Here is a 26,701-nt window from a genome sequence, read left to right as displayed (position 1 = left end):
TACGGCGCGGGCTTCTTCTTCATCCCCGGCACCGACACCTGCCTGCGCATCGGCGGCTTCGTGCGCGTCGACTACACGGCCACGACCAGCCCGGGCAGCCGCGCCACCGGCAGCACCGCCGTCCCCGGCCAGGTGGCCGTCGGCACGTCCTACTTCGATCAGATCTACGCCACCTCGGCTCGTCTGACGCTGAACCTGGACGCTCGCTCCAACACCGAATACGGTCTGCTCCGCGCCTTCGGCCAGTTCTCGGCCTATCGCGGTCAGTTCGACGGCGCCTTCTCGTCGCAGGGCCTGTCCAACTCGGGTGCCGGCCAGTCGCCGCGCGCTTCCGCCATCAACGTCGAGCGTGCCTTCATCCAGTTCGCCGGCTTCACCTTCGGCTTCTCGGCCTCGTTCTTCAACTTCTACCAGGGCGACGTGCAGCTCTCCGGCAACTTCGCCGCGACCGCTCGTTCGACCACCGTGCTGGCCTATACCGCTTCGTTCGGTCAGGGCTTCTCGGCCACGTTGTCGGTTGAAGACAACATGTACCGCCGCTACTCGACCGGTGACGTGTTCGCCCAGGTCGGCGGCGCGCCGGTTGCTCCGGCGGTCTCCAACGTCGCGTTCATGCGTCCGTTCTCGGGCGTTGGCGGCCTGACCTACGGCGCCCAGAAGCTGCCCGACATCGTCGCCAACCTGCGCGTCGATCAGGGCTGGGGTTCGGCTCAGTTGATGGGTGCTCTGCACCAGCTGACCGATTACGGCTCGAACTTCGGTGCCGCGACGGGTGTCGGCGGTGCTGGTACCACGCCGACCGGCAATGCCGGCGACAAGCTCGGCTGGGCCATCGGTGCCGGTGTCCGCCTGAACCTCGACATGCTCGCCCGCGGCGACGTGCTCTGGTTGCAGGCAGTCTACGCTGACGGCGCTCTCGACTACGCTTTCGGCACGGCCAACCAGGGCGGTGATCGTCAGACGATCTCTGGCGCCGCCAACCTGTCGGGCGTGAACGCCCTGAACACCCAGCTGCGCGACGGTGCCGTCATCGGCATCGGCCCGACCAGCTCGGGCACGATCCAGACCACCAAGGCCTGGTCGATCGCCGCCGGCTTCCGTCACTTCTGGACCCCGGCTCTGCGTTCGTCGCTGTTCGGTGCCTACACCAACATCGACCAGCCGTTCCTGTCGACCCTCAACGACATCAAGTACTGGAATGTCGGTGTGAACACGATCTGGTCGCCGGTTCGTAACCTCGACCTCGGCCTGGAAGTTGTCTATCACAACATCCAGTCGCGCACCCAGGCTGGCGGCGTTCCCGCCATCTCGGGCGGCGGTCTGCCGCGCGGTCAGGAAGGCGCCTGGGTTGGTACCCTGCGCGTTCAGCGCAACTTCTGATCTGACTTTCAGATCCTGAGTTAAAGACCCCGGCGGGCAACCGCCGGGGTTCTTTTTTGTCGTGATGGGCTCGACCGCGCGCCGCCCATGGTCCTGGCCGCAATTGCGCCGGGACGTCATGCGAGGAAACCTCGCCATGCGAGGAAAGCTGTGGCCCGCCCCCGCTGGGGGTTGCGGTTCACCGCCGCCGTCGCAGACACTCGCGCCCGCAAGTCTCGCCACGGCGCGCGGCGGCGCTGGTTTGGGCGAGAAGGGATCGGGACATGTTTCGGCCGAAGCGTTGGGTTTGGGGTCTGCCGCCGCTGGTGCTGCTCATCGTCCTGGCCGTAAGCTTCGCGGAGACACCGGTCACCGCCGACATCGCCAAGCGCGTCAGCGGTCAATTGGCCGGTCAGGGTTTCGACTGGGCCAAGGTCGAGACCCTTGGCCGCGACATCCGGCTGACCGGCCAGGCGCCGAGCCCGGACGCGCAGGCCCAGGCCGTCGCGGCAGCCGGACAGGTCGCGGGCTCCCGATTGGTCGACAATGCGACCAGCATCATCGCCCTGCGCCGGCCTTATCTGTGGAGTGCGGCCAAGGCTGGGGGAACCATCACCTTGACCGGTGTGGTGCCGAGCGAAGCGGCGCGCGTCCAGGTCGTCGGCCGGGCGCGCCAGGTTTCACAGGGCGGCGAGGTGATCGACCGGCTGGAACTCGCCCGCGGCGCGCCCGACGGCTTCGCCGAAGCCTGCGCCATGCTGTTGCGTCAACTGGCGCGGCTCGATCAGGGAAGCGCCACCCTGTCCGATCTGAAGATGTCGTTGCAAGGCACTGCGAACGCAGCGGAAATCATTGCGTCGGTGGAGCAGGCCATGGCCGCGCCGCCGCCCGGATTTGTGGCCGCCGATATCGCCATCCGGCCGCCCCGGGCATCACCCTATCTGTTCGAGGCGGCGCGCGACGCGGTGGGGCTCGGCCTCTCCGGCCATGTCCCGAGCGAAGTCGTTCGGGCAGCGCTGCTGGCTCAGGCGCGGCAAGCCATGCCGGAGGCCGCCATCACCGACCGGATGACGCTGGCCGAGGGGGCGCCCGCCGGCTACGAGGCGATGACCGGTTTTGCGCTTGCCCAGCTCGGTCGGCTGAGCTCCGGCAGGGTCAGCTTGCGCGACGGGGTGCTGACGCTGCGCGGCGCCGCGCCCGACGGAGCCACCTACACGGCGGTGAACCGGGCGGTGCGCAGCGGCCTGCCGGCCGTGCTGGCCTCGGCGACGGCGACGATCACCGCGCCCATCATCGCGCCCTATCGCTTCTCGGTGGTCCGACAAGGTGACACCATCGCCATCGGCGGCTTCGTGCCGGATGAGAATGCCCGCTCGGATGTGCTGGCGGCGGTCAGGGCGGCGGCGCCGACATTGACGATTGCCGACCGGAGCCAGATCGGGCTCGGGGCACCCGCCGCCTTTCAGCCGATCGCGGCCTATGTCGCCGGGCAGGCGGCGAAACTCGACCCGGCATCCGCATTGCTCGCCGACACCACGCTGACCCTGCAGGGGCGCGCCGGCAATTTCGCGGTCCTCGACGCGGTCCTCGCATCGCTCAAGCAGCCACCGGCCGGGCTGACGGTCGCACGGATCGATGTCATGCCGCCGACGGTTCGGCCCTTCATCTGGTCCGCGGTGTTCGACGGCGCCGAAGTGACGCTCGAAGGTTATGCGCCATCGCAGGGCGTTCGCGACCAGGTGCTGGCGCGCGCCCGCGCCGTCGCGGCCAATGTCAGGGTGGTCGATCGCATGCGGATCGCCGAGGGCGCGCCGGCCGATTTTGCCGCCGCGGCCCTGTTCGGGCTTGGCCAGCTGCAGCGGCTGAAGACCGGATCCGTGTCGCTTTCCGACGGCAATTTCGCGATTGCCGGTACCGGCCGGGAAACGGTCGGCGCCGCTGATATCGCCAGCGCCGCCACCGGTCCGCAGGGGCTGCCACCGACGGCCCGGATCATTCAGAACGAGGTGGTGCCCACCATCCTGGTCGCCCGGCCGTTCTCGCTGTCGATCGTGCGCACCGTCCAGGGGGTGGTTGTCGACGGCTTTGCCGCATCCGAAGCGGACAAGGCCGCGCTGATCGACACCGCCAAGGCGACGCTGCCCGGCATTGCCGTGACCGACAAGGTCAAGGTCGCCCAGGGCCAGCCCACCGACATGGACTGGGTGGCCGCCGGCCGTTTCGCGCTGATGCAGGTCGCGCGCCTCAGGCAAGGCAGCGCCCGCTACCAGGATCAGGCCTTCACCATCGAGGGCGACGCCATCGACCGGCCGGGTTATGTCGCCGCCAACCAGGCGGTGCGCGCCGAGCCGTTTCCGAATGGCGGCCGGCTCGCCAGCGCCGATATCCGGCCGCCGCTGGTCTCGCCCTATCCCTGGTTCGTCCAGAAGACCGAGGCCGGCATCCTGCTGCAGGGCTTCGTGCCCACCAACGCGCTGCGCCAGGCCAATCGCACGGCGGCCGAGCGGATTTTCGCGCCGCTTGCCGTGCGTGACAGTCAGGAACTCGCGGCCGGCGCGCCCACCGGGTTCGAGGCGGTCGCGCTGTTTTCGATGGCGCAGGTCGCGCGCCTCGCCGAGGGCCGGGCGTCGATTCTCGACCGAACCCTGCGTGTCAGCGGTCGCGCGCCGTCGGAGGCCGTCGCCAATGACATCCGCGGCTTGTTGACGCCGACCGGGCCGGAGGGTTTCGTCGCGCGTCACGAGCTGACGGCTCAGGCCACGTCGGTGGCGGGCGGAGTTCAACCGGCATCCACGGTGCCCTGCGTGGCCGAAATCCGCCAGGTGCTGGCGGCGAGCACGATCGCGTTCCGCACCGACAGCGACGCCATCAGGCCGGAAGGCCTGGTCGTCCTGAACCGGCTCGCCCGCATCCTGCAGCAATGCCCCCAGATCGCCTTCACGGTCGAGGGCCATACCGACGATAGCGGCGCGGCGGCGCGCAATCTCGACCTGTCGCAGGCGCGGGCGCTGTCGGTGGTCAAATACCTGATCCGGCGTGGCGTCGCCGCCGCGCGGCTGACCGCGGAAGGCTTCGGCCAGACCCGCCCGCTGGTGCCGAACGATACGACGGCGAACAAGCTGAAGAACCGGCGCATCGACCTTGTCGTGAAGCCGTGAGGGGAGATCGATGGCTTATCTGGTGAGCACGCTCTGGCCCTGGGTCGTCGCCGCGATCGTGCTCGGTGTCGTGGTCGGGGCGGCGACCGGCCGGCCGCCGCGCCAGGGTGAAACAGCGAGCGCCGGCCTCGCGGCCGATCTCCTGGCCTGGGCGCTCGCCGCCGTGCTGGCGGCTGGCATGGCCGCGGCCGCGCTGCAATGGTTCCGAGGCCGTCACGGCCTTTGGCTCGACATGGCGCTGGCCATGACGGTTGCCTATCTGCTCGGCTGTGGCATCGGCGCCCTGTTGCGCCGGCTCGGCGCACCGGCGGCCAGTGGCGTCGAACAGCCACCGGCGGCCGTCGCCGTGACGGTCCTATCGGCCGACGTGGAGGTGCCCACGCCTCCGGCGGGTCCGGCCGACGTGCCGCTGCCGGTGATGGCCGAAGCGGGGCCGTCGCGGGCGGAGCGGTCGGACCAGATGCCTGGACCAGTTGGACCGGCCAGGCCGAAGGCCAAAAAGCCGCGCGCGGCGAAGCCGCCGGTGGGCGAACCGCCGGAACCGGCACCGAAGAAAGCATCGCGGCCGCGGCGGGCCACGCAACCCTTGGCCGTGCCCCCGGAGGCCAGGTCCCGCAAGCCGCGGGGCAAGCCGAAGGCCTGAGGGATCGCGATTCGCGCGGGCAGGGGCGCTTTATCGGGTCCGGCCAGGGCGGCGCGCGACGGTTTCGTGTCGGTTCCGTTTGAAGCGGACGCGCGCTTCCGCTAAACGGACGCACGATCTTTCGCGCGCGTTCGCGCCGCCGTTCCGTTTGCCGAGGCCTTCCATGCATCGCTACCGCTCTCACACCTGCGGCCAATTGCGCTCCACCGATGCCGGCGAGACGGTCCGTCTCTCGGGCTGGTGTCATCGCATCCGCGACCACGGGGGCATCCTGTTCGTCGACCTGCGCGACCATTACGGCATCACACAGTGCCTGGCCGATCCGGACAGCCCGGCCTTCAAGGCGCTCGAACAGTGCCGCGCCGAATGGGTCATCCGCATCGACGGCAAAGTGAAGGGGCGCGACGAAAGCCTGAAGAACGCCAAGATCCCGACCGGCGAGGTCGAGGTCTTCATCACCGAGATCGAGGTGCTGGGGCCGGCGGCCGAGCTGCCACTGCAGGTGTTCGGCGACCAGGACTATCCGGAAGAGACCCGGTTGAAATACCGCTTCCTCGATCTGCGCCGCGAGAAGCTGCACAAGAACATCATGACGCGCGGCCAGGTGGTCGATTCGATCCGCCGGCGCATGAAGGACGGCGGCTTCTTCGAGTTCCAGACGCCGATCCTGACCGCCTCCAGCCCCGAGGGCGCGCGCGACTTCCTGGTGCCGAGCCGCATCCATCCCGGCAAGTTCTATGCGCTGCCGCAGGCGCCGCAGCAGTACAAGCAGCTCTTGATGATGTCGGGCTTCGACCGCTATTTCCAGATCGCGCCGTGTTTCCGCGACGAAGACCCGCGCGCCGACCGGCTGCCCGGCGAGTTCTACCAGCTCGATCTCGAAATGAGCTTCGTGACCCAGGACGACGTCTTCGCCGCCGTCGAGCCGGTGATCCGCGGCGTGTTCGAGGATTTCGCCGAGGGCAAGCCCGTCACCCAGGCCTTCCCGCGCATCCCTTACGCGGAATCGATGCGCAAATACGGCTCCGACAAGCCCGACCTGCGCAACCCCTTGGTCATGCAGGATGTCTCCGAGCATTTCCGCGGCTCCAGCTTCAAGGTCTTCGCGCGCATGCTCGAAGACGCCAAGAACGAGGTCTGGGCGATTCCCGCGCCCGGCGGCGGATCGCGCGCTTTCTGCGACCGGATGAATTCCTGGGCGCAGAGCGAGGGGCAGCCGGGCCTCGGCTACATCATGTGGCGCGAAGGCGGCGAGGGCGCCGGCCCGATCGCCAACAATATCGGACCGGAGCGCACCGCCGCGATCCGCGACGCGCTCGGGCTGAAAGAGGGCGACGCGGCCTTCTTCGTCGCCGGCGATCCCGCCAAGTTCGTCAAGTTCTCGGGCCTTGCCCGCACCAAGGTCGGCGAGGAATTGAACCTCATCGACAAGGACCGGTTCGAGCTCGCCTGGATCGTCGACTTCCCGATGTATGAGTGGAACGAGGAAGAGAAGAAGGTCGACTTCTCGCACAATCCCTTCTCCATGCCGCAAGGCGGGCTGGAGGCGCTCGAGGGCCAGGATCCGCTGACCATCAAGGCGTTCCAGTACGACATCACCTGCAACGGCTACGAGATCGCCTCGGGCGGCATCCGCAACCATCGCCCCAAGGCCATGGTGAAGGCTTTCGAGATCGCCGGTTACGGCGAGGAGACGGTGATCGAGCGCTTCGGCGGCATGTATCGTGCCTTCCAGTACGGCGCGCCGCCGCATGGCGGCATGGCGGCCGGTGTCGATCGCATCGTCATGCTCATTTGCGGCGTGACCAACCTGCGCGAAATCTCGCTGTTCCCGATGAACCAGCGTGCCGAGGACCTGCTGATGGGCGCGCCGTCGGAGGTGACGCCACGGCAGTTGCGCGAGTTGTCGATCCGGCTCGCCATCGATCCGAAGGCCTGAGGCGATGGGCGAGGCGGGCTATGAGAGCCGGTTCGTCGGCGCGACCGATGGCCTGAAGCTGCATGTGCGGGTCTATGGCGCGCCGAAGCCGGGCCATCTGCCGCTGATCTGCCTCGCCGGACTGTCGCGCAATGCGGCCGATTTCGACGTGCTCGCCGGCCGGATGTCGGCGACACGCCAGGTGATCGCGCCGGACTATCGCGGCCGTGGCCGCTCCGACTGGGATCCGAACTGGCAGAACTACGCACTGCCGGTCGAACTCAACGACGTGCTCGCGGTCACCACCGTGCTCGGCATCGAGAGGGCGATCTTCCTCGGCACCTCGCGTGGCGGTCTGTTGACCATGCTGATGTCGGCGGCCCGGCCCGGGCTGATCGGCGGGGCCATCCTCAACGATATCGGCCCGGTCGTCGACGGCACCGGTCTTGCCCGGATCAAGAGCTATCTCGGCAAATTGCCGGAGCCGCGGGATCTCGACCAGGCCGTGGCCCTGCTGAAAAGCATCGGCAGCGCCAAGTTTCCGGCCCTCGACGATGCCGACTGGTATCGCCAGGCCGAGGCCATGTGGGTGACCAGGGACGGCAAGCTCACCCCGGCTTTCGACCCGGCCCTGACCAAGCCGATGGAGACACTGAACTTCGATACGGCCTTGCCGACGCTTTGGCCGCAATTCGACGGCCTTGCCAATGTGCCCACCATGGTGATCCGCGGCGAGCATTCCGACATTCTCTCGGCGGAAACGGTGACGGCGATGGTGGCGCGGCGGCCGGATCTCGACGTTCTCGAGGCTGCCGGTCAGGGCCATGCGCCGCTGCTGACCGACCAGCCGTCGATCGATCGCATCGCCGCCTTCGCGGCCCGTTGCGACGCGGCCTGACGGCCGTCTGAGCCCATTGGGCCGAAGTCGTGGATGGCCGGCACGAGTCCGGCCAAGACGAGAAGGGCCGTTGAGGGCAACACACTGGATCGGTGGGCGCAGGCGCTTGCCGATATCCAAGTATAATTTAGGGCTTACACATCGTCTTGCCCGGGCTTGTCCCGGGCACCCACGACTTGTTCGCACCAAGATCAACCCGTCATAATCACTGTGCGGCCGTACGCCTTCATCTCCAAGGCAACGCGATTGCTTTGCTCGGGCTCGGCCCGGGGGTGACGTAGAGCGCATAGCGATCGCGCAGGCGAAAAGGCCCGATCGGCATTTTGGCAGTCTTGGCAAGCCGTTGTCGCGGCCTTAGTGTCCCCGTCCCGAGGGCAGGATCGATATCGCGACCGTGAGCATTCCCAATCTCCTTACCATCCTGCGGATCCTGCTCGTCCCGGTCGTGGTTTGGGCCATTTCCCAAGGCCAGATGGGGGTTGCGCTCGGCATTTTCGTCTTCGCCGGCATTACCGACGCGGTCGATGGCTATATCGCCAAGCATTTCAACCAGCAGACCGAGCTCGGCGCCTATCTCGATCCGGTGGCCGACAAGACGCTGATCGTGTCGATCTATGTGTCGCTCGCCATTTTCGGTTTCATCCCACCCTGGGTGGTCATCCTGGTGGTGTCGCGCGATTTCATGATCGTCGGCGGCGTGCTGTTGTCGACCCTGCTCGACAAGCCCCTGGCGATCCAGCCCTTGCTCGTCTCGAAGGCGAATACCGTGGCGCAGATCGTGTTCGCCGCGCTGGTGCTGGCCGCCCAGGGCCTCGGCCTCGACCTCGGCCTGGCCATCGCCCTGGTGATGTGGACCGTCGCGGTGCTGACACTGGCTTCCGCCGGCGCCTATCTGGTGGCGTGGGTGCGGCATATGTCGACGTGACGCTCGATCGTCATGCGGACCCCTTGAAAGGACCGCGCGGTCTTGCGACCCTGGCGGCACGATCGGCCGCGATCCGCGAGGGATGCCTTTGACGCTTCAAAAGCAAGTGGGTTTCTGGATCGGCGGCCTGGTCTTCCTGATCCTCTCTCTCTACGTGTTGCGCGGCGTTCTGCTGCCCTTCGTCGCCGGATTGGCGCTGGCCTATTTTCTCGATCCGATCGTGCGGCGGCTCGCCAGGCTCGGCCTGCCACGCAGCCTGGGCGCGCTCATCGTCATCGGTACTTTCGTCATCCTGTTCATCGGGCTGATGTTCCTGATCGTGCCGATCCTGGCCAATCAGTTGACCAGCTTCATCGCGCGGCTGCCCGGTTATGTCGTGCAATTGCAGACATTGGCCACGGAGCAGAACCGCGAATGGCTGCAGCGGGTGCTCGGCGAGCGGCTGCCCGACGTGTCGCGCTCGGTCGGTGATCTCGTCTCCCAGTCGGTCGGCTGGGCCGCGGGGTTCCTGCAGGGGCTCTGGTCCGGCGGGGCGGCCTTCATCTCGCTGTTCTCGCTCATCGTGGTGACGCCGGTGGTGGCGTTCTACCTTTTGAACGACTGGCCGAAGATCATGATCAGGATCGATTCCTGGCTGCCGCTGAAGCACAAGGAGACGATCCTCGGCCTGATGCGCGAGATCGACCGGGCCCTGGCCGGGTTCCTGCGCGGCCAGGCTGCGGTCTGCGGCATCCTGATGATCTTCTACGGCGTGGCCCTGACCGTGTCGGGGCTGAATTTCGGCCTGTTGATCGGCATATCCATCGGCTTTCTGAGCTTCATTCCCTATGTCGGGTCGCTCACCGGCCTGATCCTGTCGCTCGGCGTCGCCATCGTCCAGTTCTGGCCGAACTGGTCGATGGTGGCGATCATCATCGGCATCTTCGTGGTCGGGCAGTTTCTCGAAGCCTATGTGCTCTATCCCTATCTGGTCGGCGAGTCGGTCGGCCTGCATCCGGTCTCGATGATGTTCGCGCTGTTCGCCTTCGGCGCGCTGTTCGGTTTTGTCGGTTTGCTGCTGGCGGTGCCGCTGGCCGCCGCAATCGGTGTCTTGACCCGCTTCGCCATCAGGCAGTACCTCGCAAGCCCGCTCTATACGGGTGTGCCCCGGGAAGGTCCGGCACCGTCGGAAAAGTGATCATGTTCCCGAATGCGTTTCGTGCCGGCCCGCGCCAGATGGCGCTCGATCTCGCGTTGCCCGAGAGCCTCGCGCGCGACGATTTTCTCGAGGCGCCCTGCAATGCCGAAGCCCTGGCGCTCGTCGAGGCCTGGCCGGAATGGCCGGCTCCGGTGGTCGCCCTCGTCGGCCCGCCGGGCGCGGGCAAAAGCCATCTCGGCGCGATCTGGGCCGACCAGGCCGGCGCCCGCCGGCTGGCGGCGCGCGACCTGGCCGGCACGCTGCCGGCCGACGCCCTGGCGACCGGCGCGCTGCTGCTCGAAGATGCGGGTCCCAAGACCTCGGAACTGGCGCTGTTCCATCTGATCAACAGCGCCAAGGAGGAGGGGGCCTTCGTGCTGATGACCGCGCGCGAGGCGCCGGTCGCCTGGGGCACCGCCCTGAAGGACCTGACGTCGCGCCTGCGCGCCATTCCGACCGTCGCCCTGGCCGAGCCCGAGGATGCCCTGCTGCGCGCCGTTCTGGTGAAATTGTTCGCCGACCGCCAATTGCTCGCCGATGCCGATATTGTCGAATTCCTGGCCCGCCGCATGGAGCGCTCGCTCGACGCGGCCCGCCGCCTGGTGACCGAACTCGACCGCGAAACGCTGGAGACGGGCCGGCGCCTGACCCGCCCGCTGGCGGCGCAAGTGCTCGAACGCGTGATGCAGCCGAGCCTGATCTGACGCGCAGTTTCCTTTGACGTCGGTCACAGCGGCGTCATGATGCCGGGCGATGGGTGTCCCCATCACCCGAGGGAATGACATGGCGACGCTCGAGACCAAGAAGGAAGCTCCGCGGCACGAACCGCTCGTCGAGCTTCGCAACGAGGAACATGTCGAGGTGATGATCCCGCCGCCGCTCGACAAGCTGGCGGCCGCGACCGACCTGCGCCATTCGCCGCAGCGCTTCATCAATCGCGAGCTGTCCTGGCTGCAATTCAACCGGCGGGTGATGGAAGAGGCCTCGAACCGCAACCATCCGCTGCTCGAGCAACTGCGCTTCCTGTCGATCTCGGCCAATAATCTCGACGAATTCTTCATGGTCCGGGTCGCCGGCCTGCGCGGCCAGGTGCTGGCCGGCGTCGGCACCCTGTCGCCGGATGGCCTGACGCCGGCCGAGGCGCTGGTCAAGATCAGCGCCAGCGTGGCGACGCTCGCCCAGGACCAGCAGCAGCGCTGGCGCGAATTGCGCGAGGACCTGTTCAACGAAGGCATCGTGCTGGTCGACGGTCCGGACGTCACCAAGGCCGAGCGTGCCTGGCTCGAGGATCATTTCCTTGGCCACGTCTTCCCGGTGCTGACGCCGCTCGCCATCGATCCGGCGCACCCGTTCCCGTTCATTCCGAACCTCGGCTTCACCATCGCGCTGTCGTTGCAGCGCGCCGGTGACGGCCGGGCGATGCGCGCGCTGATCCGCGTGCCGGCCAAGATCGAGCGGTTCATCAAGCTGCCCGATCTCGCCGATACCGGCGCCCGCCGGTTCATCACGCTGGAACAGACCGTCGGCCTGTTCATCGGCCGGCTGTTCCCCGGCTATATCGTCAAGGGGCAGGGCGCCTTCCGGGTCATCCGCGACAGCGATCTGGAAATAGAGGAAGAGGCGGAAGATCTCGTCCGCCATTTCGAATCGGCGCTGAAGCGGCGGCGCCGCGGCTCGGTGATCCGCATGGAGGTCGAGGCGAGCATGCCCGACGACCTCCGCCATTTCATCGCGCGGGCGCTCGGCGTGGTCGACGACGAGGTGTTCCGGGTCGAGGGCGTGCTGGCGGTGAACGAGCTGGCGCAGCTGGTCTCGCTCGACCGGCCCGACCTGAAATTCGTGCCTTATGCCCCGCGCTATCCCGAACGCATCCGTGACCAGGGCGGCGACTGTTTCGCGGCGATCCGACAGAAGGACCTGATCGTCCACCACCCCTATGAGAGCTTCGACGTGGTGGTGCAGTTCCTCAATCAGGCCGCACGCGATCCCAATGTCGTGGCGATCAAGCAGACGCTCTACCGCACCTCCTCGGATTCACCGATCGTCAAGGCGCTGGCGGAAGCCGCCGAGGCCGGAAAGTCGGTCACGGCCCTGGTCGAACTGAAGGCGCGTTTCGACGAAGAGGCCAATATCCGCTGGGCGCGCGACCTGGAGCGGGCCGGCGTGCAGGTGGTGTTCGGCTTCATCGAGCTGAAGACCCACGCCAAGCTGTCCATGGTGGTGCGGCGCGAGGGCGAGGCGCTCGTCACCTATTGCCATGTCGGCACCGGCAACTACCACCCGATCACCGCCAAGGTTTACACCGACCTGTCCTATTTCACCGATGATGCGGTGATCGGCCGCGATGTCGCGCGCATCTTCAACTTCATCACCGGCTATGCCGAGCCCCAGGAGCTGGAGGCGATGGCCGTGTCGCCGCTCAACCTGAAGAAGCGCCTGCTCGACCATATTGCCGAGGAGACCGAATTCGCCAGGACCGGCAAGCCGGCGGCGATCTGGATGAAGCTCAATGCGCTGGTCGATCCGGTCATCATCGACGCGCTCTACGACGCGAGCCAGGCCGGTGTCTCGATCGACCTGGTGGTGCGCGGCATCTGCTGCCTCAGGCCGGGCCTGCCCGGCCTGTCGGAGAATATCCGGGTCAAGTCGATCGTCGGCCGTTTCCTCGAACATACCCGCATCTACGCCTTCGGCGGCGGCCACGGCCTGCCGCATCCCAAGGCCCGGGTCTATATTTCCTCGGCCGACGCCATGCCGCGCAATCTCGACCGGCGCGTCGAGTCGCTGTGCCCGCTGAACAATCCGACGGTGCATCAGCAGACGCTCGACCAGATCATGATGGCCAATCTGAAGGATAACCAGCAGAGCTGGCGGGTCTTGTCGGACGGCAGCTCGGAGCGTATCAAGCCGGCCGAGGGCGAAGAGCCGTTCAACGCCCACAAATATTTCATGACCAATCCGAGCCTGTCTGGACGTGGAAAATCCCTCAAGGAATCATCTCCCCGTCACCTCTCTCGCCGGTCAGAGCGTGGAACGGCCTGACTTTTTCGAGATCGCGCCCGGCCGGCTCCAGCTCGGGCCGACGGTTGCGGTCATCGATATCGGCTCGAATTCGGTGCGCCTCGTCGTCTACGAGGCGCTGACCCGTTCGCCGACGCCGATCTTCAACGAAAAGGTCTTGTGTGGCCTCGGCCGCAACGTGCTGACCAGCGGCAGGCTGGCCGAGGATGCGGTGGCCAAGGCGCTGGCCTCGATCCGCCGGTTCCGCGTGCTGTGCAACCAGCTGAATGTCGGCGAGCTGCATGTGCTGGCGACCGCCGCCGTGCGCGACGCCAAGAACGGCGATGTCTTCGTCGCCGAATGCGAGGCGATCTGCGGCGTGCCGCTCCGGCTCCTGTCGGGGCGCGAGGAGGCGACCTTCGCCGCGCTCGGCGTCATTTCCGGCACCTATGAGCCGGACGGCATCGTCGGCGACCTCGGCGGCGGCTCGCTGGAACTGGTCGACGTCAAGGACGGCCAGATCGGCGGCGGCGTGACGCTGCCGCTCGGCGGGCTCGCATTGCAGGATACATCGGGCTTTTCGGTCAAGAAGGCCGAGCGGATCGCCGCCAAGACCATCGCCAAGGTCGATCTCCTGAAGAAGGGCAAGGGCCACACCTTCTATGCGGTGGGCGGCACCTGGCGGTCGCTCGCCAAGCTGCACATGGCCCAGCGCGGCTATCCCTTGAACGTCATGCATGGCTATGCGCTGTCGGGCAAGGAAATCGCCGACTTCTGCTACCTGGTCAGCCGGCAGCCGACCGACACGATCTCGCGCATCGAGGTCGTCGCCGAAAGCCGCCGGCCGCTGCTGGCCTATGGCGCGCTGGTGCTGGAGGCGGTGGTCCGGGCCTCGAAGGTCGACCGCGTGGTGATCTCGGTGCTCGGCGTGCGCGAGGGCCTGCTCTATTCGCTGCTCGACGATATCGAGCGCCAGCAGGATCCGCTGCTGTCGGCGGCCCGCGAGCTCAGCCTGCTGCGCTCGCGCTCGCCGCGCCATGGCGAGGAGCTGATCGCCTGGACCGACCGTTTCATGGAGGTTTCCCATCTGGAGGAGACCGCCGAGGAGTGCCGGCTGCGTCACGCCGCCTGCCTGCTCGCCGATATCGGCTGGCGCGCCCATCCCGACTATCGCGGCGAGCAGAGCCTCAACATCATCGCCCATGCCAATTTCACCGGCGTCGATCATCCGGGCCGGGCCTATCTGGCGCTGGCGATCTATTATCGGCACGAGGGTATCGTCGACGAATTCATGTCGCCGCGGATCCGCGAACTGGTCGGGGTCAGGCTGCTCGACCGTGCCCGCGTGCTGGGGGCGGCGATGCGGGTGGCCTATCTGATCTCGGCGGCCATGCCGGGCGTGCTGCCGCGCGCGCGGCTGACGGTGGAAGACCGCCGGCTGGTGCTGACGCTCTCCGGCGAACTGTCCGGGCTTGCCGGCGAGCGGCTGGTCAACCGGCTGCGCACGCTCGGCCGCATGGTCGGGCGCGACAGCGAGCTGCGGGCGATTCCTTAAAGAGTTCGGCCTTTAGGCCGCTTTGCCCTTGCCGGTCGCCGGTTGTTTCGGCTGGGGCGCGAGGTTCGGACAGTTCCTGTCGAAGCGCTCGCGCGCCGAGGCGATCTCGGCCTGATGGGCAAAGGCCCAGTCGCTGAGCGCCCGGATCGGACCGATCAGTGAGCGGCCGAGCGGCGTCAGGGCATAGTCGACGCGCGGCGGCACGGTCGGAAACACCGTGCGCGACACCAGGCCGTCGCGTTCCAGGCCGCGCAGCGTCAAGGTCAGCATGCGCTGGGAGACCACGCCGATCTTGTGCTTCAGTTCATTGAAGCGCATGGGGCCGGCGCCGAGCAGGCGCACCACCAGAACCGCCCACTTGTCGCCGATGCGCGCCAAGATCGGCCTCACCGCCTTGCAGTCGCCGGTGTGCGACCAAGCTTCGGCCTCGGTAACATCCCTGTGCCCTGGGTCCATGCATGTGCCTCCTTGCGGTCGGGGCGGCCGGTTCTCTAAATAGCCTCGGTCACAAAGAGTAACTTAGTGACTTCGGCGCCGGGTGCATAGGTCCGCGGCCGATGGCGATTGGATCAGGAGACTATCTTCAATGGCGTTGAAGCTGCACACCATCATCACCAGCACGCGGCCGGGCCGCGTCGGACCGATCTTCGCCAAATGGTTCGACGGGGTCGCCAAGGCCCATGGCAAATTTGACGCGACCCTGGTCGATCTGGCTGATTTCAAGCTGCCGATCTTCGACGAGCCGAAGCACCCGCGGCTCGGCGACTATCAGCACGAGCACACCAAGAAGTGGAGCGCCAGCGTCAGGGCCGCCGATGCCTTCGTCTTCGTCACGCCGGAATATAATTACGGCCCGTCGCCGGCGCTGATCAACGCGCTGACCTATCTCTCGGCGGAATGGGCCTACAAGCCGGCCGGCTTCCTCGGTTATGGCGGCCTGTCCGGCGGCACCCGCGCCATCCAGCAGGCCAAGCCGACGCTGACCACGCTGAAGATCATGCCGGTGCCCGAGGCCATCGCCATTCCGAATTTCGCCAGCACGCTGAACGAGGAGCGCGAGTTCACCTCGAACGACCTGATCAATGTCAGCGCCACGACACTGCTGGACGAGCTCTACAAGTGGTCGGACGCCCTGAAGACCCTGCGCTGAAGATCTCGCATTGATCGCCCGGCATTGACCGGCGAGGACGGCGGCCCGCATCCGGCGGTCCGCCGTCATCCCATCAGCCGAGTGGACGGGACTAGCGTTCGGGCCCTAGAACGCGGCATCATATGAAGTCGCGTGCCTCGAAGGGCCCCCTCGCATGTTCAAGAAGATCCTGATCGCCAATCGCGGCGAAATCGCCTGCCGCGTGATCAAGACCGCTCGCAAGATGGGGATCCTGACCGTCGCCGTCTATTCGGACGCCGACCGGGACGCCGTCCATGTCGAGATGGCCGACGAGGCCGTGCATATCGGTCCGCCGACGGCGGCCGAAAGCTACCTGGTGATCGACAAGATCATCGCCGCCTGCAAGCAGACCGGCGCCGAGGCGGTTCATCCCGGCTATGGCTTCCTGTCGGAGCGCGAGGCCTTCGCGCTGGCGCTCAAGGACAACGGCATCGTCTTCATCGGGCCGAACCCGCATGCCATCGCCGCCATGGGCGACAAGATCGAATCGAAGAAGGCGGCGGCCGCGGCCAAGGTTTCGACCGTGCCCGGCTTCCTCGGCGTCATCGAGGACGAGAACCACGCGGTGAAGATCTCCGACGAGATCGGCTATCCCGTGATGATCAAGGCCTCCGCCGGCGGCGGCGGCAAGGGCATGCGCATCGCGCATTCGGCGGGCGAGGTGGCCGAAGGCTTCCGGCTGGCCAAGTCGGAAGCCAAGAGCTCGTTCGGCGACGACCGGGTGTTCGTCGAGAAATTCATCGTCAATCCGCGCCATATCGAGATCCAGGTGCTGGGCGACAAGCACGGCAACGTCATCTATCTCGGCGAGCGCGAATGCTCGATCCAGCGGCGCAACCAGAAGGTCATCGAGGAGGCGCCGTCGCCGCTGCTCGACGAAAAGACCCGGCGCGCCATGGGCGAGCAGGCGGTGGCTCTCGCCAAGGCGGTGCAATATGATTCGGCCGGCACCGTGGAATTCGTCGCCGGCCAGGACCGCTCCTTCTATTTCCTCGAGATGAACACCCGCCTGCAGGTCGAGCATCCGGTGACCGAGATGATCACCGGCGTCGACCTGGTCGAGCAGATGATCAAGGTCGCCTATGGCGAGAAGCTCAGTCTCCAGCAGAGCGACGTGAAGCTCAACGGCTGGGCGGTCGAAAGCCGCATCTATGCCGAGGATCCCTATCGCAACTTCCTGCCCTCGATCGGCCGGCTGGTCACCTATCGGCCGCCGGCCGAGGGCAAGGCGGGGGTGGCGATGGTCCGGAACGACACCGGCGTGACCGAGGGCGGCGAGATCTCGCTCTATTACGATCCGATGATCGCCAAGCTGGTGACCTGGGCGCCGACCCGCGAGATCGCGATCGAGGCGCAGGCGGATGCGCTCGACGCTTTCGCCATCGAAGGCATCCAGCACAACATTCCGTTCCTGTCGGCGCTGATGCAGCATCCGCGCTGGCGCTCGGGCGAATTGTCCACCGGTTTCATCGCCGAGGAATATCCCGAGGGCTTCGCGCCGCGCCAGCCGGTGGGCGAGGCGGCGGAAGTGATGGCCGCGGTCGCCGCCTTCATCGATCACATGCTGAATGCGCGCAAACGCAAGATCTCCGGCCAGATGCGCCAGGGCCATCGGGTGTCGTTCGATCGCGACCGGGTCGTCAGCATGGGCGAGAGCCGCTACGACGTGCAGGTGCTCGACGACGGCGAGAATATCGCCGTTCGCTTTTTCGAAGGCGCCGGCGGCCGGGAGAGCGCCAGCCATACGATCGCCTCGGCCTGGGCGCCGGGCCAGCCGGTGTTTTCGGGAACGGTCGACGGCAAGCCGGTCAATGTGCTGGTCCGCGCGATTCCCAACGGCCTGTTGCTCGCCTATCGCGGCATCGCCACCCGCGCCTATGTCTATACTAGGCGCGAGGCGGAACTGGCCGCGCTGATGCCGGTGAAGGTGGCCGCCGATACCGGCAAGAAGCTGCTCTGTCCGATGCCGGGCCTGGTCAAGTCGATCGCGGTGGTGGTCGGCCAGGAGGTCAAGGCGGGGGAGGCGCTCTGCGTGGTCGAGGCGATGAAGATGGAAAACGTGCTGCGCGCCGAGCGCGACGGCAAGGTCAAGACCATCGCCGCCAAGCCCGGCGACAGCCTGGCGGTGGACGCCGTCATCATGGAGTTCGAATAACGGCTGTGAGAAGAGCGCTCACAAGCCTTGCGGCCGGTGAATCGCTCTGCTAGACAGCCGCTCTCGCCGGGCTTGCCCCGGCGAATGCGGTCGTGGCGGAACTGGTAGACGCGCTACCTTGAGGTGGTAGTTCTTAACCGAGTGGAGGTTCGAGTCCTCTCGACCGCACCAAATTAAAAACCCCGGCAAGGCGAACAGCCTGCCGGGGTTTTTGTTTTCCGGGATCGCTACCGCCGGTCAGGAATGTCCGGCCGCCCGCGAGAAGTCCTGCGCGTGGACGCGCACGATGTCCTTGGCGCGTTCGAAGCTGTCGCCGCCGGCCCGCATCGTCGGGATGGTGATGCCGATCATGGCATGCACCTTGCGGTCGACGCCGACCACCGGGGCGGCGATGCCGCTCACCCCTTCGGCGAATTCATCGAAGGCCAGCGCGACGCCGCTGGCGGTCGCCTTGGCGATCTCCGCGCGCAGGGCGGTGAGCGTGGTGATGGTGTTCGGCGTGAAGGCGTGCAGGGGCTGTTTGAGCCGCAGCAGCTTGTCCTCGGTATCGACCATCAGGAAGGCCTTGCCGAGCGAGGAGCAGTGCATCGGCGTGCGTGAACCGAGCGGCGAGAAGGTCTGCACGGCCTGCGATGAATCGCTCTTCTCGATGATCACCACGTCCTGGCCGTCGCCGATCGCGAGCACCGCCGTCTCATGCGTCTCGTTGCGGATTTTTTCCAGATAGGGAATGGCCCAGGCACGAATGTCGAGACGCTGGAAGGCACGCACGCCGATCTCCCACATGCGCGTGGTGATCAGGTAGCGGCCGTTCGGCTGGTCCTGCTGGACATAGCCCAGCTGGCTCATCGTCTCGAGCATCCGGTAGGTCGTGCTCTTGTTCATGCCGAGTTCGCGCGAGAGATCGGCCAGGCGAACAGGCGTGTCGTGACTGGAGAGAAGCTCCAGCACTCTGAGCGACTTTTCGACGGTTGCAGACATTCGAACCCTTTCTGCGCCTCTCGAGGACAGCATTTGCCTCTGTCTTCGCCGAATTGGAAGTGGATCTTCCCGCCATCCGATGATTCGTCCATGGGACCGGGTCCGGGCCCCATGGCGTCGCGATGGTCCGTGTCGCCTCGGTCACTTGCCCGGCGCGACGGTCTCGACCTCGCCGCCGGCCTCGCGCCAGCCGGTGAAGCCGCCAATGACGTGGGCGACCGGGGCCAGCCCCATCTCCTGGGCGGTGCGGGTGGCGAGCGCCGAGCGCCAGCCCGACGCGCAATAGAAGACGAAGGTCTTGTCCTGCTGGAACACGGGCTTGGCATAGGGGCTCGCCGGGTCGATCCAGAATTCCAGCATGCCGCGCGGGCAGCTGAAAGCGCCCGGGATCTTGCCTTCGCGCGACAGTTCGCGGGGATCGCGCAGATCGACGAAGACCACATCGTCGCGCCCCTTCATGGCGATGGCCTCGGTGGGCGACAGGCCTTTGATCACGGCATTGGCCGCTTCCAGCATCGCCTTGTAGCCCAGCTTGATCGTGGCCGGCATCGGTTTTCTCCCATTCCTGGCTCCGGCGGCGCCAATGACCGCCCGCATCACAATCACACTTCTTGACAGCGACGTCAAAATATCAAAACCTCGGTTCACATATCAAAACGTTCAGCCGCGTCGAGGACGCGGCTGGCGCTGCCAGGCAACGCAGGACAACCCTCATGTCTCTTTCCCTCAGCGAAGAGCAGCGCATGATCGCCACAGGCGTTCGCGACTTCGTCACGGCCGAGCTTCTGCCGCATGAACAGCTCGTCGAGAGCCTGGACGCGGTTCCCGACGACCTGTTCCGCGAGATCCAGAAAAAGGCGATCGCGGCGGGCTACTACGCGATCAACATGCCCGAAGAGCATGGCGGCGGCGGCCTTGGCCAGAGCCTGCGCTGTGTCGCCGAGATCGAGTTCGGCCGGACCACGCGCGCCCTGCAGAGCATCTGCAACCGGCCGGCGCCGATCCTCCGGGCCTGCGTCGACGACCAGATCGAGACCTACCTGAAGCCGGTCATCAGCGGCGAGCGCTGGGAATGTTTCGCCCTGACCGAGCCGGGCGCGGGATCGGACGCCCGCCAGATCTCGACCCGTGCTGTGCGCCAGGGCGACGATTACGTCGTCAACGGCGAGAAGATCTTCATCACCATGGCGCTGCGCGCCGACTTCATCATTCTGTTCGCCGTCACCGGCGTCGACGAAACGCCGAAAGGTCCGCAGAAGCGCATCACCGCCTTCCTGGTCGACAAGGATACGCCGGGCATCAGCGTTTCCCCGATCGGCGTCGTCGGTAATCGCGGCTTCAAGTCGTGCAGCATCGCGTTCGAGGACGTGCGCGTGCCGGCACGCAACATGCTCGGCCAGGAGGGCGGCGGCTTCGCCATCGCCAAGAGCTGGATCTTCTCCGGCCGCATCATGCTCGCCGCCAATTGCGTCGGCGTCGCCGAGCGGGCGATGGAGATCGCCGCGCGCTATGCCAATACCCGCAAGGCTTTCGGCCAGACCATCGGCCAGTTCCAGGGCACTGCCTTCAAGCTCGCCGACATGGCGACCGAGATCCACGCCACCCGGCTGATGGTGCTGGATGGCGCCGCCAGAATGGAGGCCGGCCTGATCACCCAGCGTGAAGCGTCGCAGGTCAACCTCTACGGCTCCGAGATGGCCGGCCGCGTCACCGACAATGCCATGCAGATCCTCGGCGGCATGGGCGTCACCAAGGAGATGCCGCTGGAGCGCATGTGGCGCGACGTGCGGGTCGAGCGGATCTGGGAGGGCACCTCCGAAATCCACCGCGACATCATCTCGAAGGACGTGCTCAGGGAGTTTCGGGCATGAGTGGCGCATCGCGCATCCGCGTCGCGGTCAATGGACCGATCCTCGAGATCACCTTCGATCATCCGCCGGCCCATGCCATCGACCAGCAGGCGAGCCGCGATCTCGACGCGGCGCTGACCCGGCTCAACGATGATCCCGCCCTGCGCGTTGCGATCGTCACCGCGACCGGCGACCGCATGTTCTCGGCGGGCTGGGACCTCAAGGCGGTCGCCGCCGGCGACAGCGGCGAGGATTTCGGCCCGCACGGCTTCATGAGCCTCAACCGCCACGACTTGGTCAAGCCGGTGATCGTCGCGGTCAACGGCCTGGCGGTCGGCGGCGGCTTCGAATTCGCCCTGAACGCGACGCTGGTGATCGCCGCGCCGCATGCCGAATTCGGCCTGCCCGAGCTGCAGCGGGGCTTCATTCCCGAGGCGGGCGGGCTCTGGCGCGCCCATCGGCGGCTGCCGGCGAATATTGCCTCCGAGCTTCTGCTCACCGGCCGGCGCATGACCGCCGAGGAGGGCCGGCATCACGGCTTCGTCAACCGCATCGTGCCGACCGACCAGCTGATGGCGACGGCGCGCGAACTCGCCGGCCAGATCGTCACGGCCGCGCCGCTGGCGGTGGCCGCCCTGCTCGAGGTGACCCGCGAGGTCGAGGGCCTGTCCGACCGGGCGGCCTTCGACAAGCTCTATTCGGGGCTGCCGGCGCGCGACCGGATCAGGGCTTCCGAGGATTACAAGGAAGGCCCGCGCGCCTTCGCCGAAAAGCGTGCACCGCGGTGGACAGGGAAATGACGATGAACTTCGAGATCAGCGACGAACAGCGCCTGATGCGCGACAGCCTGCGGTCGTTCCTGACCAAGGAATGCCCGATCGACTATGTGCGCGCCTGCGACGAAGAGGAGCGCTTTCCCTTTGAACTCTACGACAAGCTGGCGGCCGCCGGCTGGCTCGGCCTGCCGATCCCGGAAGCCTATGGCGGCATGGGCGGAAGCTGCACCGACCTCGCCGTGTTCCTTGAGGAGTTCGCCAAGCATTTCGAGGCCGGCGCCAATATCTATTACACCACCATCGTGATCGCGACCGATGCGATCACCCATTTCGGCACCGAGGCGCAGAAGCGCGAGCTGCTGCCGAAGCTGGCCAAGGGCGAGATCCGTTTCGCCTTCTCGCTGTCGGAGCCGAACTCGGGTTCGGACGCCGCCTCGCTGCGCACCCGCGCGGTGCTCGAAGGCGACCAGTGGGTGATCAACGGCCAGAAGATGTTCTGCTCCTGCGCCCAGGAAGCCGATTACATCCTGCTGATGGCGCGTTCCGATGCCGATGCGCCCAAGCACAAGGGCATTACCATGTTCCTGCTCGATCCCAAGACGCCGGGGGTCGAGATCCGCAAGCTCAAGAAGCTCGGCCTCAAGCCGATGGACCTGAACGAGATCTTCCTGACCGACGTGCGCCTGCCGAAAGACGCCATCATCGGCACGGTGAATGCGGGCTGGAGCAATGCGCTGAAGACGCTCGACTATGAGCGCTGCTGCCTGTCGGCGGTCAATGTCGGCGCGGCGCAGTCCTGCCTCGACAAGGCGCTCGCCTATACCGGCGAGCGCGAGCAGTTCGGCCAGAAGATCAACAGTTTCCAGCTCTCGCGGGCCAAGCTCGCCGATATGGACATGGAGATCGAGGCAGCCCGGCTCCTGCTCTATCGCAGCGCCAACCTGGTCGACCGGGGCATTCCCAACAACAAGGAGAGCGCCACCGCCAACCTGTTCTCCTCGGAAACCTATGTCCGGGCCGCGCTCAACGGCATGCGCCTGATGGGCGGCTGGGGCTATCTGATGGAATATGACATGCAGCGGCATTTCCGCGATTCCAAGCTCGCCGAGATCGGCGGCGGCACCTCGGAAATCCTGCGCATCATCATTTCCCGGGAATTGACCAAGTGAGCGGCGCGCCGGGAGATCGCATCGGCACGCGCGCAGTCCATGGCGGGTTCGAGCCGTCGGAGCATCTCGGCGCCGTTGTGCCGCCCATCTTCCAGAGCGCGACCTTCGTTTCGGCCGACACGGCCGAACTGGAGGCGGTCAACGCTGGCAAGAAGCGCGGCTTCGTCTATTCGCGGGTCAGAAACCCGACGGTCCTGGCCGCCGAACAGCGCATCGCCGCCCTGGAGCAGGCGGAATCGGCGGTTCTCTTTGCCTCCGGCATGGCGGCGGTGGCCGGCGCGCTGGCGCCCTTCCTCGCGAGCGGCGACGAGGTCGTGGCCCTGCCTGACATCTATGGCGGGACGTTCCGCTATTTCAGCGATGTTCTGCCGCGACAGGGCGTGGCGGTTCGCTGGGCCGCCTCGCTGGCGCCCGACGACGTCGCGGCCTGCATCTCCGCGAAGACCAAGGTGATCTATGCGGAAACGCCGACCAATCCGCTCTTGCGGGTGGTCGACCTCACGGCGCTGTCGGCGATCGCCGCCAAGGCCAGGGCGAAGCTGGTGGTGGACGGCACGCTCGGCGGCCCGATGAACCAGCGGCCGCTGGATCACGGCGCCGACCTCGTGATCCACAGCGCGTCGAAATATCTCAACGGCCATTCCGACCTGATCGTCGGCGCGGTGGTCGGGTCGCGGCAGCTGACCCGTGAGATCCGCTCGCTGCAACAGGCTGGCGGCGCGATCATGGATCCGCACGGGGCGTGGCTGCTCATGCGCGGGATGACGACCTATCAACTTCGCATGGCCCAGCATAACCGCGCCGGCATGGCGGTAGCGGGGTTCCTCGCGCGGCACCCCAAGGTGGCCAAGGTCCACTATCCCGGCCTGCCCAGCCACCCCGATCACGATCTGGCCAAGCGGCAGATGACCGGCTTCGGCGGGCTCTTGTCCTTCGTGTTCGACGATCCCGGCCATGCGCGCCATGTCGTCGATACGACGCGCCTGTTCGGCATCGGGCCCTCGATCGGCGGGGTCGAGAGCCTGATCAGCCAGCCCGGCAATACCTCGCATCATGCGGTCTCCGCCGAGCGTCGCCGCGCGATGGGGATTTCCGACGGACTGGTGCGCATTTCGCTCGGCATCGAGGACATCGAGGATCTCGTCGCCGATCTGTCTCAAGCGATCGAGGGCTGTAAATGACCGACCTGGTGATTGCCAACGGCCTGGTGGCGCTGCCTGATGGCGCGCGCCGGGCCGACGTGCTCGTGCAGGGCGAGACCATTCTCGACATCGTCGATCCGGGTTCGGGACGCGGTGCGCGGGTGGTCGACGCGACCGACCGGATCGTGCTGCCCGGCGGCGTCGATCCGCATGTCCACATGATGGTCGGCTTCATGGGCCAGCGCAGTGTCTACGACTTCGAATCGGGTGGCATCGCGGCGCTGCGCGGCGGCACCACCACGGTGGTCGATTTCGCCCTGCAGCGGCGCGGCGGATCGATGCTCGCCGGCCTGAAACATCGCCGCAAGCAGGCCGACGGGCATGCGACAGTGGATTACGGCCTGCACCTGATCGCCACCGACGTGAATGCGGAGACGCTGGCCGAGCTCGCCTCCTTGCGCGCCGAGGGGGTGTCGTCGCTCAAGGTCTATACGGTCTATGAGGAAGACGGGCTGAAGCTCGAGGACGGCGCATTGCATGCGCTGATGGCACAGGCGGCCCGTGACGACCTGATGCTGGTGCTGCATGCCGAGAATGCCGGCATCGTCGAGCGCCTGCGCGCCGAGGCGGTGGCCGCCGGCCATAGCCATCCGCGCTGGCACGCGCTGACCCGCCCGCCGATCGTCGAGATCGAGGCGATCTCGCGCGCCATCCAGTTTTCCGAGGATACCGGCTGCGGCGTGCACATTCTGCACCTGGTCGCGGGCAAGGGCATCGGACTGGTGGAGGCGGCCCGCCGCCGCGGCCTGCCGGTCACCGCCGAGACCTGCACCCACTATCTCGCGCTGACGGACGAGGCCCTGGAGCGCGAGGACGGCCACAACTACATCATGAGCCCGCCGCTCAGGGATGCCGACAACCAGCTGGAGCTTTGGAACGGGCTGCGGCAGGGCGTGCTCTCGGCCGTCACATCGGACGAGGTGTCCTATTCGGCGGCGGCCAAGGCGCTCGGCCTGCCGTCCTTCGCGACCGTCGCCAATGGCTGCACCGGGGTCGAGGCGCGGCTTCCCGTGCTCTATACCCTGGGGGTGGCCGAGGGCCGCATCAGCCTCGACCGTTTCGTCGAGGTGTTCTCGACCTGGCCGGCGCGGATCTTCGGTCTTGGCGACCGCAAGGGGCTGATCGCCAGGGGTTATGACGCCGACCTCGCGGTGATCGATCCGCAGGAGCGGCGGGTCATGACGCCGGCCAGCGACTATGGCGACATCGGCTATACCGTCTATGACGGCCTGGAGCTCACCGGCTGGGCCCGGACCACCGTTCATCGCGGCCAGGTCGTGGTCCAGGACGGCGCCTTCCTCGGCACGGCGGGGCAGGGCCGTTTCGTCGGGCGCGGCACGTCGGACCGGCCGCAACTGACATGAACCAGGCCACCGACCTGCGCGCCGATTTCGACAGGCTGGCCGAGATCGGGCGGCATCCCGATGGCGGCTGGGCCCGGCCCGCCTTCAGCACGGCGGATTGCGCCGCGCACGACTGGTTCCTGGACCGGGCCCGGGCGGCCGGCCTTGCCGCACGCTACGATGCCTTCGGCAATGCGATCGCCCGGCTGGAGGGCGATGGCCGCCCCGCGATCGTCATCGGCTCGCATCTCGACACCGTGGTGCAGGGCGGCGCCTTCGACGGCGCGCTCGGCGTGATGGCCGGGCTGGAGGTGGTCAGGCGCATCGCGGCTTCGGGCGGCATCGGCCGGCCGCTGGAGGTGGTCGCCTTTCGTGACGAGGAGGGCCGCTTCGGGCCGTTTGTCGGCAGCCGGGCGATGATGGGCAGGCTGCCGCGCGACACACTCGACAAGCTGCGCGCCGCCGATGGCGCCGTTCTGGGCGATGCCCTGCGCGCCGCCGGTTTCAAGCCCGAAGCCGTCGGGGAAGCGGCGCGCGATCCCGACGAGATCGGCGCCTATCTGGAGCTGCATATCGAACAGGGACCGGTGCTCGAGCAGGCCGGCGTTCCCCTCGGCATCGTCTCGGCCATCGCCGGGCAGGAGCGTCTGTCGATCCGCTTCACCGGACGGACCGATCATGCCGGCACCACGCCGATGACGATGCGCCGCGATGCCTTCGCCGCCGCCGCGCGCTTCGCCGATCGCTTTCGCGACCTGATCCTGGCCGACCGGAGCGAGACGCTTCGCGGCACCGTCGGCATCGTCAATCTCACGCCGAACCAGGGCAATGTGGTGCCGGGCGAGGTCCGGCTGGGGCTGGAGATCCGGGATATCGAGGAGGCTGCGGTCGAGCGCGCGGCCCGCGCGACCGAGGCCCTGGCGGCCGATGTCGGACAGGCGTTCGGCTGCGCCGTGCGGACGCGCAGCGTCTTTCGCGACGCGCCGGTGACCATGGATGCTCGCCTGCGGGCGGTTCTCGCTGATTGCGCGGATGCGCTGGCGGCGCCTTCGATGGTGTTGCCGTCGGGCGCCAATCACGATGCCGGCGTCATCGGGCGGCTGGTTCCCGCCGCCATGCTCTTCGTCCCCTCCAGGGAAGGGCGCAGCCATTGCCCCGAGGAACATAGCGACTGGGCGCCCATCGCCCTGGCCGCCACTGTCCTGGAGGCGGCGGTCCGTCGGCTGGGAGTTGCGCCATGAGCCGGGAGGATGGTCCATCGTGAACCGCCGCTCGCGATGTCATCGGCTGAAACAGCCGAAAAATGCGGCCTCTGGCGCGGGATTTGGATGATTTTTCCCTCACTTGCGGCGGAAGCTTCGCTTGTTTCAATAAGAAAAACGTAGTTTCATTTGTTGAGCTGATCGTCATGCGGCGCCAGG

At 66.9% G+C, this 26,701-nt stretch carries 21 protein-coding genes and 1 tRNA gene; 19 read left to right on the top strand and 3 right to left on the bottom strand.

What is annotated here, in order from left to right:
- From AC07WJ_RS31810 to AC07WJ_RS31765, 10 genes are all read left to right on the top strand, one after another.
- Positions 1-1,380, top strand: a 1,380-nt coding sequence (locus AC07WJ_RS31810; protein WP_494938731.1) for a porin, incomplete at its 5' end; no start/stop codon positions are given.
- A gap of 263 nt (positions 1,381-1,643) precedes the next feature.
- Positions 1,644-4,517, top strand: coding sequence for an OmpA family protein (locus AC07WJ_RS31805; RefSeq protein ID WP_494938730.1), 2,874 nt, complete (start codon positions 1,644-1,646; stop codon positions 4,515-4,517).
- A gap of 10 nt (positions 4,518-4,527) precedes the next feature.
- The gene (locus tag AC07WJ_RS31800; protein WP_494938729.1) at positions 4,528-5,160 is read left to right on the top strand and encodes a hypothetical protein; all 633 of its coding nucleotides are present in this window, start codon (positions 4,528-4,530) and stop codon (positions 5,158-5,160) included.
- Positions 5,161-5,323: 163 nt separating this feature from the next.
- A complete protein-coding gene (gene aspS, locus AC07WJ_RS31795; protein WP_494938728.1) occupies positions 5,324-7,099 on the top strand; it encodes an aspartate--tRNA ligase in 1,776 nt (591 codons plus the stop codon).
- Between the two features lie 4 nt (positions 7,100-7,103).
- Complete coding sequence (locus AC07WJ_RS31790) at positions 7,104-7,976, top strand: alpha/beta fold hydrolase (protein WP_494938727.1); 873 nt, start codon at positions 7,104-7,106, stop codon at positions 7,974-7,976.
- 394 nt (positions 7,977-8,370) lie between these two features.
- The gene (locus AC07WJ_RS31785; protein WP_494938726.1) at positions 8,371-8,901 is read left to right on the top strand and encodes a CDP-alcohol phosphatidyltransferase family protein; all 531 of its coding nucleotides are present in this window, start codon (positions 8,371-8,373) and stop codon (positions 8,899-8,901) included.
- Positions 8,902-8,983: 82 nt separating this feature from the next.
- Entirely contained in the window at positions 8,984-10,078 is a 1,095-nt protein-coding gene (locus AC07WJ_RS31780) for an AI-2E family transporter (protein WP_494938725.1), read from the top strand.
- Positions 10,079-10,080: 2 nt separating this feature from the next.
- Positions 10,081-10,782, top strand: a complete 702-nt coding sequence (locus AC07WJ_RS31775; protein WP_494938724.1) for an HdaA/DnaA family protein — start codon at positions 10,081-10,083, stop codon at positions 10,780-10,782.
- Between the two features lie 160 nt (positions 10,783-10,942).
- Positions 10,943-13,120, top strand: a complete 2,178-nt coding sequence (locus tag AC07WJ_RS31770; RefSeq protein WP_494938736.1) for an RNA degradosome polyphosphate kinase — start codon at positions 10,943-10,945, stop codon at positions 13,118-13,120.
- Positions 13,107-14,633 (top strand): Ppx/GppA phosphatase family protein, encoded by a 1,527-nt coding sequence (locus AC07WJ_RS31765; RefSeq protein WP_494938723.1) that lies wholly within the window; start codon positions 13,107-13,109, stop codon positions 14,631-14,633. Before AC07WJ_RS31770 ends, AC07WJ_RS31765 begins: the two co-directional genes overlap by 14 nt.
- Before the next feature lie 12 nt (positions 14,634-14,645).
- Here the strand turns inward: AC07WJ_RS31765 and AC07WJ_RS31760 are convergent, their stop codons facing one another.
- Positions 14,646-15,089 carry a winged helix-turn-helix transcriptional regulator gene (locus tag AC07WJ_RS31760; RefSeq protein ID WP_494938722.1) on the bottom strand — a complete coding sequence of 148 codons (444 nt, stop codon included), beginning with the start codon at positions 15,087-15,089 and terminating at the stop codon, positions 14,646-14,648.
- 130 nt (positions 15,090-15,219) lie between these two features.
- On the opposite strand from AC07WJ_RS31760, the gene AC07WJ_RS31755 reads away from it, so the two are divergent.
- From AC07WJ_RS31755 to AC07WJ_RS31745, 3 genes are all read left to right on the top strand, one after another.
- Positions 15,220-15,783: an NADPH-dependent FMN reductase gene (locus AC07WJ_RS31755; protein ID WP_494938721.1), complete on the top strand. Its 564-nt coding sequence runs from the start codon at positions 15,220-15,222 to the stop codon at positions 15,781-15,783.
- A 154-nt stretch (positions 15,784-15,937) separates the two neighbouring features.
- Positions 15,938-17,959: an acetyl-CoA carboxylase biotin carboxylase subunit gene (locus tag AC07WJ_RS31750; RefSeq protein WP_494938720.1), complete on the top strand. Its 2,022-nt coding sequence runs from the start codon at positions 15,938-15,940 to the stop codon at positions 17,957-17,959.
- Between the two features lie 86 nt (positions 17,960-18,045).
- A tRNA-Leu gene (locus tag AC07WJ_RS31745) sits at positions 18,046-18,130 on the top strand.
- 66 nt (positions 18,131-18,196) lie between these two features.
- Here AC07WJ_RS31745 and AC07WJ_RS31740 read toward each other — a convergent pair.
- Together AC07WJ_RS31740 and AC07WJ_RS31735 are read right to left on the bottom strand one after the other, a co-directional pair.
- Positions 18,197-18,940 carry an IclR family transcriptional regulator gene (locus AC07WJ_RS31740; RefSeq protein WP_494938719.1) on the bottom strand — a complete coding sequence of 248 codons (744 nt, stop codon included), beginning with the start codon at positions 18,938-18,940 and terminating at the stop codon, positions 18,197-18,199.
- 141 nt (positions 18,941-19,081) lie between these two features.
- A complete protein-coding gene (locus AC07WJ_RS31735; protein WP_494938718.1) occupies positions 19,082-19,489 on the bottom strand; it encodes a rhodanese-like domain-containing protein in 408 nt (135 codons plus the stop codon).
- Between the two features lie 164 nt (positions 19,490-19,653).
- Between AC07WJ_RS31735 and AC07WJ_RS31730 the strand changes: the two genes are divergently transcribed.
- Genes AC07WJ_RS31730 through AC07WJ_RS31705 form a run of 6 tightly spaced genes read left to right on the top strand, consistent with a single transcriptional unit; the run spans position 19,654 to position 26,521 of the window.
- Positions 19,654-20,811 carry an acyl-CoA dehydrogenase family protein gene (locus AC07WJ_RS31730; RefSeq protein ID WP_494938717.1) on the top strand — a complete coding sequence of 386 codons (1,158 nt, stop codon included), beginning with the start codon at positions 19,654-19,656 and terminating at the stop codon, positions 20,809-20,811.
- Positions 20,808-21,590: an enoyl-CoA hydratase-related protein gene (locus AC07WJ_RS31725; protein ID WP_494938716.1), complete on the top strand. Its 783-nt coding sequence runs from the start codon at positions 20,808-20,810 to the stop codon at positions 21,588-21,590. The genes AC07WJ_RS31730 and AC07WJ_RS31725 overlap by 4 nt, the downstream gene beginning before the upstream one ends.
- Positions 21,587-22,735 carry an acyl-CoA dehydrogenase family protein gene (locus AC07WJ_RS31720; RefSeq protein ID WP_494938715.1) on the top strand — a complete coding sequence of 383 codons (1,149 nt, stop codon included), beginning with the start codon at positions 21,587-21,589 and terminating at the stop codon, positions 22,733-22,735. The genes AC07WJ_RS31725 and AC07WJ_RS31720 overlap by 4 nt, the downstream gene beginning before the upstream one ends.
- Positions 22,732-23,916, top strand: a complete 1,185-nt coding sequence (locus tag AC07WJ_RS31715; protein ID WP_494938714.1) for a trans-sulfuration enzyme family protein — start codon at positions 22,732-22,734, stop codon at positions 23,914-23,916. The genes AC07WJ_RS31720 and AC07WJ_RS31715 overlap by 4 nt, the downstream gene beginning before the upstream one ends.
- Positions 23,913-25,301, top strand: coding sequence for a dihydropyrimidinase (gene hydA / locus AC07WJ_RS31710; RefSeq protein ID WP_494938713.1), 1,389 nt, complete (start codon positions 23,913-23,915; stop codon positions 25,299-25,301). The genes AC07WJ_RS31715 and hydA overlap by 4 nt, the downstream gene beginning before the upstream one ends.
- The gene (locus AC07WJ_RS31705; RefSeq protein WP_494938712.1) at positions 25,298-26,521 is read left to right on the top strand and encodes a Zn-dependent hydrolase; all 1,224 of its coding nucleotides are present in this window, start codon (positions 25,298-25,300) and stop codon (positions 26,519-26,521) included. The genes hydA and AC07WJ_RS31705 overlap by 4 nt, the downstream gene beginning before the upstream one ends.
- The last annotated feature ends 180 nt before the right edge of the window (positions 26,522-26,701 follow it).

The sequence above is a fragment of the Phreatobacter sp. GW821-FHT04C01 genome (assembly GCF_059420385.1).
This window is presented reverse-complemented; position numbering and strand designations above follow the sequence as displayed.

Coding starts and splice junctions, on each gene's coding strand:
- AC07WJ_RS31805 (WP_494938730.1), top strand. CDS start 1,644: ATGTTTCGGCCGAAGCGTTGGGTTTGGGGTCTGCCGCCGCTGGTGCTG.
- AC07WJ_RS31800 (WP_494938729.1), top strand. CDS start 4,528: ATGGCTTATCTGGTGAGCACGCTCTGGCCCTGGGTCGTCGCCGCGATC.
- aspS (WP_494938728.1), top strand. CDS start 5,324: ATGCATCGCTACCGCTCTCACACCTGCGGCCAATTGCGCTCCACCGAT.
- AC07WJ_RS31790 (WP_494938727.1), top strand. CDS start 7,104: ATGGGCGAGGCGGGCTATGAGAGCCGGTTCGTCGGCGCGACCGATGGC.
- AC07WJ_RS31780 (WP_494938725.1), top strand. CDS start 8,984: ATGCCTTTGACGCTTCAAAAGCAAGTGGGTTTCTGGATCGGCGGCCTG.
- AC07WJ_RS31775 (WP_494938724.1), top strand. CDS start 10,081: ATGTTCCCGAATGCGTTTCGTGCCGGCCCGCGCCAGATGGCGCTCGAT.
- AC07WJ_RS31770 (WP_494938736.1), top strand. CDS start 10,943: ATGATCCCGCCGCCGCTCGACAAGCTGGCGGCCGCGACCGACCTGCGC.
- AC07WJ_RS31760 (WP_494938722.1), bottom strand. CDS start 15,089: ATGGACCCAGGGCACAGGGATGTTACCGAGGCCGAAGCTTGGTCGCAC.
- AC07WJ_RS31755 (WP_494938721.1), top strand. CDS start 15,220: ATGGCGTTGAAGCTGCACACCATCATCACCAGCACGCGGCCGGGCCGC.
- AC07WJ_RS31750 (WP_494938720.1), top strand. CDS start 15,938: ATGTTCAAGAAGATCCTGATCGCCAATCGCGGCGAAATCGCCTGCCGC.
- AC07WJ_RS31740 (WP_494938719.1), bottom strand. CDS start 18,940: ATGTCTGCAACCGTCGAAAAGTCGCTCAGAGTGCTGGAGCTTCTCTCC.
- AC07WJ_RS31735 (WP_494938718.1), bottom strand. CDS start 19,489: ATGCCGGCCACGATCAAGCTGGGCTACAAGGCGATGCTGGAAGCGGCC.
- AC07WJ_RS31730 (WP_494938717.1), top strand. CDS start 19,654: ATGTCTCTTTCCCTCAGCGAAGAGCAGCGCATGATCGCCACAGGCGTT.
- AC07WJ_RS31725 (WP_494938716.1), top strand. CDS start 20,808: ATGAGTGGCGCATCGCGCATCCGCGTCGCGGTCAATGGACCGATCCTC.
- AC07WJ_RS31720 (WP_494938715.1), top strand. CDS start 21,587: ATGACGATGAACTTCGAGATCAGCGACGAACAGCGCCTGATGCGCGAC.
- hydA (WP_494938713.1), top strand. CDS start 23,913: ATGACCGACCTGGTGATTGCCAACGGCCTGGTGGCGCTGCCTGATGGC.
- AC07WJ_RS31705 (WP_494938712.1), top strand. CDS start 25,298: ATGAACCAGGCCACCGACCTGCGCGCCGATTTCGACAGGCTGGCCGAG.